The following is a 9,100-nucleotide window of genomic DNA, read 5'->3' on the forward strand; positions in this document are numbered from 1 at the left end:
CCATCGCCGGCAAGCCAGCTCCTACAAGGGAATTACGGTGAGCACAACATTCGTGCACGACCCCGACCCCCTGTAGGAGCCGGCTTGCTGGCGATGAGGCCCTCAAATCCTGCTCCGCCCTCAAGACCGTCATCGCCGGCAAGCCAGCTCCTACAAGGGAATTGCGGCGCGCACAGCATTCGTGCCCGACACCGAACACCTGTAGGAGCCGGCTTGCCGGCGATGAGGCCCTCAAATCCTGCCCCGCCCTCAAGACCGCCATCGCCGGCAAGCCAGCTCCTACAAGGGGTTTTCGGTGCGCACAACATTCGTGCCCGGCGCCGAACACCTGTAGGAGCCAGCTTGCTGGCGATAGCCTTTTCAGCCCCGCCACAACCCTCATTCGCCGAGATGTGAACCGCCGCGCATCCGTCTTATAAATGAAACACCGCCCTCGGCTATACTGCGCAGCATTTGAAATGGCCCCGAGGACTGACTGTGAAGAACTGGACGTTGCGCCAACGCATTTTGGCGAGCTTTGCGGTAATTATCGCCATCATGTTGCTGATGGTCGTCGTCTCGTATTCCCGGCTGTTGAAGATCGAGGCCAGCGAAGTCAGCGTTCGTGACGACGCGCTCCCCGGGGTGTATTACAGCTCGATGATTCGTGGCGCCTGGGTCGACAGCTATCTCCAGACCCAGGAAATGCTGGGCTTGAAGGAAGGGCAGGGCATCAGCGCCGAGGACGCTGCAGACTTCAAGAGTTTTGAAGCACGCGTGCAAGACGCGATGAATAGCTATCGCGCCACCGTCACCACGGATGAAGACAAGCTCGAATTCGCAGCCTTCGAAAAATTCCATGAGAATTACGGCAAGATCCTGGCCGCGGTGCTCGAATTGCATAAGCGCAATCAGGAAGCCGAGGCGATCAAGTTGTTCAACGAACAACTGACCCCGACGTGGACGGCGGGGCGCATGAAACTCAATGACATCCTGCGCGAAAACAAAGCCGTGGCGGATCAGGACATGGCATACATTGATGATGCGGTGTTCACCGCGAAAGTCATCATGGGCATTTCCCTGCTGGTGGCGGTATTGGCCGCCGGTCTCTGCGGTTTGCTGCTGATGCGCGCGATCATGGCGCCCATGAACCGCATCGTGCAGATCCTCGAAGTCATGCGTACCGGCGACCTCAGTGGCCGCTTGAACCTGGAGCGCAAGGACGAATTCGGCGCCGTGGAAACCGGCTTCAACGACATGATGGCCGAGCTCACTTCGTTGGTGTCTCAGGCGCAGCGCTCGTCGGTGCAGGTCACCACGTCCGTGACGGAAATCGCCGCCACCTCCAAACAGCAGCAAGCCACCGCTACTGAAACCGCCGCCACCACCACCGAAATCGGTGCCACGTCCCGTGAAATCGCCGCCACCTCGCGTGACCTGGTGCGGACCATGACCGAAGTCTCCACCGCTGCCGATCAGGCCTCGGTGGCTGCCGGTTCCGGGCAGCAAGGCCTGGCGCGAATGGAAGAGACCATGCACTCGGTGATGGGCGCCGCGGATCTGGTCAACGCCAAACTGGCGATCCTCAACGAGAAGGCCGGCAACATCAATCAAGTGGTGGTGACCATCGTCAAGGTCGCGGACCAGACCAACCTGCTGTCGCTGAACGCTGCCATTGAAGCCGAGAAGGCCGGTGAATACGGTCGTGGATTTGCCGTGGTTGCCACCGAAGTGCGGCGCCTGGCGGACCAGACCGCCGTGGCCACGTACGACATCGAACAGATGGTGCGCGAGATCCAGTCGGCGGTGTCGGCCGGGGTCATGGGCATGGACAAGTTCTCTGAAGAAGTGCGTCGCGGCATGTCCGAGGTGCAGCAGGTCGGCGAACAGCTGTCGCAGATCATCCATCAGGTTCAGGCGCTGGCGCCGCGGGTGTTGATGGTCAACGAAGGCATGCAGGCCCAGGCCACCGGCGCCGAGCAGATCAACCATGCACTGGTGCAGTTGGGCGATGCCAGCAGCCAGACCGTCGAGTCCTTGCGTCAGGCCAGTTTTGCCATCGACGAACTGAGCCAGGTGGCCGTCGGGCTGCGCGGCGGCGTTTCGCGATTCAAAGTCTGATGAGCGAACTCACGGCCAAACGCACCGCCGTGAAGCCGGCGATGCATGCATTGTTTCTGGTGTTTCGCATCGGCAGCGAGCGCTATGCCTTGCAAGCGATCGAAGTGGCAGAAGTGCTGCCGCGCTTGCCGTTGAAGCCGATTCCTCGTGCACCTGACTGGGTCGCTGGGGTGTTCGCCTATCGCGGCGCGGTAGTGCCGGTAATCGACCTCAGTGCACTGACCTTTGGCGAACCGGCCCAGGCGCGCACCAGCACGCGCCTGGTGCTGGTCAATTACCGTGCGGATGAAACCGCCGAGGCGCAATTGCTCGGGCTGATCCTGGAGCAGGCCACCGACACGCTGCGCTGCAACCCGGCGGATTTTCAGCCGTACGGCCTCGATAATCGCCAGGCGCCGTACCTCGGACCGGTGCGTGAAGACGCGCAAGGTTTGCTGCAATGGGTGCGCGTCGCCGATCTGCTGGACGAGCAGGTCCGGGCACTGCTGTTTCCGTCACCCCCGCTGGACCTGGCGCAGCTTGAGGTGCAGCCATGAGCAGCGATCAGCGGTTTTTCGATTTTCTCAAGGAACGCATCGGCCTCGACGTCACCTCGGTGGGCCCCGCGATCATCGAACGTGCGGTGCGCCAGCGCAGCACGGCGTCCAGCGCGCTGACGGCCGATGAGTATTGGCACACCTTGCAGGGCTCGCAGGATGAGCAGCAAGCGTTGATCGAAGCGGTGATCGTTCCCGAAACCTGGTTTTTCCGTTACCCGGAATCCTTCGCCGCCCTGGCAAAACTGGCGGCCAAGCGCCTGACCGATATCAACAACATGCGCGCATTGCGGATTCTCAGCCTGCCGTGTTCCACCGGCGAAGAACCCTATTCCATCGCCATGGCCTTGCTCGATGCCGGGTTCAAACCGCATCAGTTCAAAGTCGAAGGCATGGACGTCAGCCCGCTGTCGGTGGAAAAAGCCAGGCGCGCGCAGTACGGCAAGAATTCGTTTCGCGGCCAGGACATCGCGTTTCGCGAGCGGCATTTCACCGCCGAGGACGAGTCCTATCGCCTCAGCGAGCGCGTGCTGGAACAGGTGCGTTTACAGGTCGGCAACCTGCTGGATCCGGCGTTGCTGGCCAACGAATCGCCTTATGACTTCGTGTTCTGCCGCAACCTGCTGATCTATTTCGATCAGCCGACGCAACAACAGGTGTTCGAAGTGCTCAAGCGCCTGACCCATGTCGAGGGTGTGCTGTTTATCGGCCCCGCCGAGGGCAGTTTGCTGGGACGCTTGGGCATGCGTTCGATTGGTATTCCACAGTCATTTGCGTTCAGTCGCCAGAGCGCGCCCGAGCCTGAACCTTTTCCAGCCTTCGTACCGACGCCGCTGCCGTTGCCAGTGCGCCAACCGGTGCGCAGCGTCACGCCGGCGCCGGTACGCCTGCGGCCCTTCGCAACGGTGACGCCGCTGCCGGTGGCGACAAAAGCCGCCAGTCCCGACGCCGCTACGTTGCTGGCAAACATCGCCGCACTGGCCAATGAAGGCAAAAGCGCCGAAGCCCGCGCCGCGTGCGAAAGTTATTTGCGCAGCCATGAACCGGTAGCCCAGGTGTTTTACTGGCTGGGGCTGCTCAGCGATGTCGCCGGCAGCGCCCTCGAAGCCCAGGGCTTTTATCGCAAGGCGTTGTACCTCGAACCGCAACATCCCGACGCGTTGATGCACCTGGCGGCCTTGTTGCAATCCCAGGGCGACACGGCGGGCGCCAAACGATTGCAGGACCGCGCCGCCCGCAGCGAGCGCGCAGACAGTGAGCGCAAACGATGAATGCCGCCGACAGCTTTAGCCTCACCCATGAAGATGCCCAGGCCATCGACGATTGCTGGAACCGTATCGGTATCCACGGCGACAAGTCCTGCCCGCTGCTGATCGAACACATTCATTGCCGCAATTGCGCGGTGTATTCGGCGGCCGCTACGCGTTTGCTCGACCGTTATGCGTTGCAACAGGAAGACCGCGGGCAAGTCTCGGTCGCGGTCGAAAGCGAGGTGAAAACCCGCTCGCTGCTGATGTTCCGCCTCGGCGAAGAATGGTTGGGCCTGGCCACCCGCAGCCTGGTGGAAGTGGCGCCGCTGCAAGCGATTCATTCCTTGCCGCACCAGCGCTCCCGGGCCTTGCTCGGCGTGGCGAATGTGCGCGGCGCGTTGGTGGCGTGCCTGTCGCTGGTGGAACTGCTCGGGCTCGACGGCGTGAGCAGCGTGGCGCCTGGTGCGCGCGTGATGCCACGCATGCTGATCATCGCGGCCCACGGCGGGCCGGTGGTGGTGCCGGTGGACGAAGTCGACGGGATCCATGCCATCGACGAGCGCCTCCTTGAGGCCGCATCGCGTTCCGGTACGCAAGCCAGCGCCAAATACACCCGCGGCGTATTGCAATTCAAAGGTCGCAGCCTGCGTTGGCTGGATGAAGAACAGCTGCTGTCCGCCGTGACCCGGAGCCTCACATGACCCCCGAGCAAATGCGCGACGCCTCTTTGCTGGAACTGTTCAGCCTCGAAGCCGAGGCCCAGACACAAGTGCTCAGCGCCGGTCTGTTGGCGCTGGAGCGCAACCCGACCCAGGCCGATTACCTCGAATCGTGCATGCGCGCGGCGCACTCGCTCAAAGGCGCGGCGCGAATTGTCGGCGTCGATGCCGGCGTCAGCGTTGCCCATGTGATGGAAGATTACCTGGTCAGCGCCCAGGAAGGCCGGTTGTATCTGCGGCCCGAGCACATTGATGCCTTGCTGCAGGGCACCGATTTGCTGATGCGCATCGCGACGCCGAACAACGCACCGGCGCCTGCGGATATCGAAGCTTATGTCGTCTTGATGGGACGGCTGCTTGTTCACATGGCGACGGTTGCCCCCATCGCGCCGCCGATGGCAGAACTTCAGCTGGAGCCGCCGACGGCCACGGTTGAGTCGCCCATGCAAGCCGCCATGGAAGCCGCCTCGGCAGCTGCCGCCGAGCCCTCGCCCAAGACCAAACGCACCACCGAAAGTGGCGAGCGCGTATTGCGCGTTACGGCCGAACGCTTGAACAGTCTGCTCGACCTGTCGAGCAAATCCCTGGTGGAAACCCTGCGGCTCAAACCGCACCTGGCCACCATGCAACGCCTCAAGCGCATGCAGAACAACGGCCTGCGGGCGCTGGAAAACCTCAATGTCCATCTCAAGGATCAGACCTTGAGCCTGGAAGCCCGGGAAGCCCTCGACGATGCGCGTCGGTTGCTGGCGGAATCCCAGCAATTGCTGGTGGAAAAAAACGCCGAACTGGATGAGTTTGCCTGGCAGGCCAGTCAACGTGCGCAAGTCCTGTACGACACCGCGCTGGCCTGCCGCATGCGGCCGTTTGCCGATGTGCTGAGCGGGCAAGTGCGCATGGTTCGCGACCTGGGGCGCAGCCTCGGTAAACAGGTGCGGCTGGAGTTCGAGGGCGAGAAAACCCAGGTCGATCGCGACGTCCTGGAGAAACTCGAAGCGCCGCTGACGCACCTGCTGCGCAACGCCGTCGACCACGGCATCGAATCTCCGGAGCAACGGCTGCTGGCCGGTAAACCGGAAGAAGGTGTGATCCGCCTGCGCGCCTCGCATCAGGCCGGTCTGCTGATGCTGGAGCTGAGCGATGACGGCAACGGCGTCGACCTCGAAAAGGTCCGCCGCAGCATCATCGAACGTCAGTTGTCCCCGGCCGACACCGCCGCGCAGTTGAGCGAAGAGGAGTTGCTGACGTTCCTGTTCCTGCCGGGTTTCAGCCTGCGCGACGCGGTCACTGAAGTGTCCGGACGTGGCGTCGGCCTGGACGCGGTTCAGCACATGGTCCGCCAGTTGCGCGGCGCGGTGGTGCTGGAGCAGACGGCGGGCGAGGGCAGCCGCTTCCATCTTGAAGTGCCGCTGACCCTGTCGGTGGTGCGCAGCCTGGTGGTGGAGGTCGGCGAAGAGGCGTACGCGTTTCCGCTGGCCCACATCGAGCGCATGTGCGACCTGGAACCGGCGGACATCGTGCAGGTCGAAGGCCGTCAGCATTTCTGGTACGAAGGCCGGCATGTCGGGTTGGTCGCGGCCAGCCAATTGCTTCAGCGTCCGGCGAGCACCAACAGTCAGCAAACCCTCAAGGTCGTGGTCATCCGCGAGCGCGATGCGATCTACGGTGTGGCGGTCGAGCGGTTTGTCGGCGAGCGCACGCTGGTGGTCTTGCCGCTGGACGAGCGTCTGGGCAAAGTGCAGGACATTTCCGCAGGCGCCTTGCTCGACGACGGTTCGGTGGTGCTGATCGTCGATGTCGAAGACATGTTGCGGTCGGTGGACAAACTGCTCAATACCGGGCGTCTGGAGCGGATTGCCCGTCACAGCAATCAGGCGGCCGAAGCAGCGCGCAAACGGGTTTTGGTGGTCGACGATTCGCTGACCGTCCGCGAGTTGCAACGCAAACTGTTGCTCAATCGCGGCTACGACGTGGCCGTGGCGGTGGACGGTATGGATGGCTGGAATGCCCTGCGTTCCGAGGATTTCGATCTGCTGATCACCGACATCGATATGCCGCGCATGGACGGTATCGAACTGGTGTCATTGTTGCGCCGGGACAACCGCCTGCAATCGCTCCCGGTGATGGTGGTGTCCTACAAGGATCGCGAAGAAGACCGTCGTCGTGGACTGGACGCCGGGGCCGACTATTATCTAGCCAAAGCCAGTTTTCACGACGACGCCCTGCTCGATGCAGTGGTCGAGCTCATAGGAGGAGCGCGGGCATGAAAATCGCAATCGTCAACGACATGCCCATGGCCGTGGAGGCCTTGCGCCGGGCCTTGGCGTTTGAGCCGGAGCATCAAGTGATCTGGGTCGCCAGCAACGGTGCCGAGGCGGTGCAACGTTGCGTGGAAAACACCCCGGACCTGATTCTGATGGACCTGATCATGCCGGTGATGGATGGCGTAGAGGCGACGCGGCGAATCATGGCCGAGACGCCGTGTGCCATCGTGATCGTCACGGTCGACCGCCAGCAGAACGTGCACCGGGTGTTCGAGGCCATGGGCCACGGCGCTCTGGATGTGGTCGATACGCCGGCAATCGGTGCCGGCAATGCCCAGGAAGCAGCGGCACCGCTGCTGCGCAAAATCCTCAACATTGGTTGGCTGATCGGCGACAAGGGCAATCGTGTGCGACCTGCGCCGGGCCCGTTGCGCAATTCAGGTTCCCGGCAAAAGCTGATCGCCATCGGTTCCTCCGCAGGCGGGCCGGCAGCCCTGGAGATACTGCTCAAAGGGCTGCCGATAAATTTTTCCGCCGCCATTGTGCTGGTGCAGCATGTTGACCAGGTGTTCGCCGCCGGCATGGCCGAGTGGCTCAGCGGCGCCAGCGGCCTGAACGTGCGCCTGGCCCAGGAAGGCGAGCCACCGCAGGCGGGCACCGTGCTGCTGGCTGGCACCAACCACCATATTCGCTTATTGAAAAACGGCACGCTGGCGTACACCGCCGAGCCGGTCAACGAGATCTATCGGCCCTCGATCGATGTGTTTTTCGAGAGCGTGGCCAGTTACTGGAATGGCGATGCTGTGGGTGTTTTATTGACCGGCATGGGACGCGATGGCGCGCAGGGGCTTAAACTCATGCGCCAACAGGGTTACCTGACCATCGCTCAGGACCAACAAAGCAGCGCGGTGTATGGCATGCCGAAAGCGGCAGCGGCCATCGACGCCGCTGTAGAAATTCGCCCGCTGGACAAGATAGCGCCACGATTGCTGGAGATTTTTGCCAAATGACTATGCTCAGCAGCAATCCTGGCCCAGGCAGTACTCAGGTGACCGCACATGAATGACTTACAGCTCGACGGCTTCAAAACCGACGAAAACGCCGCCATGGTGTTGTTGGTGGACGATCAGGCCATGATCGGCGAAGCGGTGCGCCGCGGGTTGTCGAATGAAGAAAACATCGACTTCCACTTCTGCGCCGACCCGCATCAGGCGATTGCGCAGGCGATCCGGATCAAACCGACGGTGATCCTCCAGGACCTGGTCATGCCCGGTCTCGATGGCCTGAGCCTGGTGCGTGAATACCGCAATCACCCGGCCACCAAGGACATTCCGATCATCGTGCTGTCGACCAAGGAAGACCCGCTGATCAAAAGCGCGGCATTCGCGGCCGGGGCCAATGATTACCTGGTCAAACTGCCGGATAACATCGAACTGGTGGCGCGCATCCGCTATCACTCGCGCTCCTACATGACCCTGTTGCAGCGTGACGCGGCGTACCGCGCGTTGCGGGTCAGCCAGCAGCAATTGCTCGACACCAACCTGGTGCTGCAACGCCTGATGAACTCGGACGGCCTGACCGGCCTGTCGAACCGTCGTCACTTCGACGAGTACCTGGAACTGGAATGGCGACGCTCGTTGCGCGACCAGAGCCAATTGTCGTTGCTGATGATCGATGTGGACTACTTCAAGTCCTACAACGACAACTTTGGCCACCTGGAAGGCGACGAAGCCCTGCGCAAAGTCGCCACGGCCATCCGCGACGCCAGCGCCCGACCTTCTGACCTGCCGGCCCGTTATGGCGGTGAAGAATTCGCGCTGGTCCTGCCCAATACATCACCGGGCGGTGCGCGACTGGTGGCGGAAAAACTGCGCCAGACCGTGGCGGCACTGAAAATCCCGCACATTTCACCGACCGAAGGCTCAAGCCTGACCATCAGCATCGGCCTGTCGACCATGACCCCGCAACCGGGCGCCGATTGCCGTCAATTGATCTCGGCGGCGGACAAGGGGCTGTATCTGGCGAAGAACAATGGGCGCAATCAGGTGGGTATCGAGTAACAGGGACTTCATCCCTTGCCGGCGATGGACGCCAACGATAACGCGGGGTGTCTGAATGAACGCGTTGCCCAAACGCTTTTCGCCGGCAAGCCGGCTCCTACAGGGAATCGCGTACGCTTTTGATTTTCACCACTCATCAGGCCGAGCGTTAGCTCGCCTTCCGCTTTTGAT

Annotated in this window: 7 protein-coding genes; all 7 read left to right on the forward strand. The window is 62.1% G+C overall.

All coding sequences use genetic code 11. The annotated features are described in order from the left end of the window. Positions 1 to 477 precede the first annotated feature (477 nt). Genes PMI32_RS13965 through PMI32_RS13935 form a run of 7 tightly spaced genes read left to right on the forward strand, consistent with a single transcriptional unit; the run spans position 478 to position 8,929 of the window. A complete protein-coding gene (locus tag PMI32_RS13965; RefSeq protein WP_008029745.1) occupies positions 478 to 2,100 on the forward strand; it encodes a methyl-accepting chemotaxis protein in 1,623 nt (540 codons plus the stop codon). Beyond that, positions 2,100 to 2,636, forward strand: coding sequence for a chemotaxis protein CheW (locus tag PMI32_RS13960; protein WP_008029747.1), 537 nt, complete (start codon positions 2,100 to 2,102; stop codon positions 2,634 to 2,636). Before PMI32_RS13965 ends, PMI32_RS13960 begins: the two co-directional genes overlap by 1 nt. Next, entirely contained in the window at positions 2,633 to 3,907 is a 1,275-nt protein-coding gene (locus PMI32_RS13955) for a CheR family methyltransferase (RefSeq protein WP_008029749.1), read from the forward strand. Before PMI32_RS13960 ends, PMI32_RS13955 begins: the two co-directional genes overlap by 4 nt. Beyond that, the gene (locus tag PMI32_RS13950) at positions 3,904 to 4,587 is read left to right on the forward strand and encodes a chemotaxis protein CheW (protein ID WP_008029751.1); all 684 of its coding nucleotides are present in this window, start codon (positions 3,904 to 3,906) and stop codon (positions 4,585 to 4,587) included. Before PMI32_RS13955 ends, PMI32_RS13950 begins: the two co-directional genes overlap by 4 nt. Further along, positions 4,584 to 6,872 carry a hybrid sensor histidine kinase/response regulator gene (locus PMI32_RS13945; protein WP_008029753.1) on the forward strand — a complete coding sequence of 763 codons (2,289 nt, stop codon included), beginning with the start codon at positions 4,584 to 4,586 and terminating at the stop codon, positions 6,870 to 6,872. Before PMI32_RS13950 ends, PMI32_RS13945 begins: the two co-directional genes overlap by 4 nt. After that, positions 6,869 to 7,879 carry a chemotaxis response regulator protein-glutamate methylesterase gene (locus PMI32_RS13940; protein ID WP_008029755.1) on the forward strand — a complete coding sequence of 337 codons (1,011 nt, stop codon included), beginning with the start codon at positions 6,869 to 6,871 and terminating at the stop codon, positions 7,877 to 7,879. The genes PMI32_RS13945 and PMI32_RS13940 overlap by 4 nt, the downstream gene beginning before the upstream one ends. A 48-nt stretch (positions 7,880 to 7,927) precedes the next feature. Next, complete coding sequence (locus PMI32_RS13935) at positions 7,928 to 8,929, forward strand: response regulator (protein ID WP_008029757.1); 1,002 nt, start codon at positions 7,928 to 7,930, stop codon at positions 8,927 to 8,929. Positions 8,930 to 9,100: the final 171 nt, after the last annotated feature.

Origin of the sequence: Pseudomonas sp. GM60 (assembly GCF_000282415.1) — a bacterium.
Taxonomy (GTDB): Bacteria; Pseudomonadota; Gammaproteobacteria; order Pseudomonadales; family Pseudomonadaceae; genus Aquipseudomonas; species Aquipseudomonas migulae.

Bases quoted from the DNA above. Each gene is read 5' to 3' on its own strand.
- PMI32_RS13955 (WP_008029749.1), top strand. From the start codon at position 2,633: ATGAGCAGCGATCAGCGGTTTTTCGATTTTCTCAAGGAACGCATCGGC.
- PMI32_RS13935 (WP_008029757.1), top strand. From the start codon at position 7,928: ATGAATGACTTACAGCTCGACGGCTTCAAAACCGACGAAAACGCCGCC.
- PMI32_RS13940 (WP_008029755.1), top strand. From the start codon at position 6,869: ATGAAAATCGCAATCGTCAACGACATGCCCATGGCCGTGGAGGCCTTG.
- PMI32_RS13945 (WP_008029753.1), top strand. From the start codon at position 4,584: ATGACCCCCGAGCAAATGCGCGACGCCTCTTTGCTGGAACTGTTCAGC.
- PMI32_RS13950 (WP_008029751.1), top strand. From the start codon at position 3,904: ATGAATGCCGCCGACAGCTTTAGCCTCACCCATGAAGATGCCCAGGCC.
- PMI32_RS13960 (WP_008029747.1), top strand. From the start codon at position 2,100: ATGAGCGAACTCACGGCCAAACGCACCGCCGTGAAGCCGGCGATGCAT.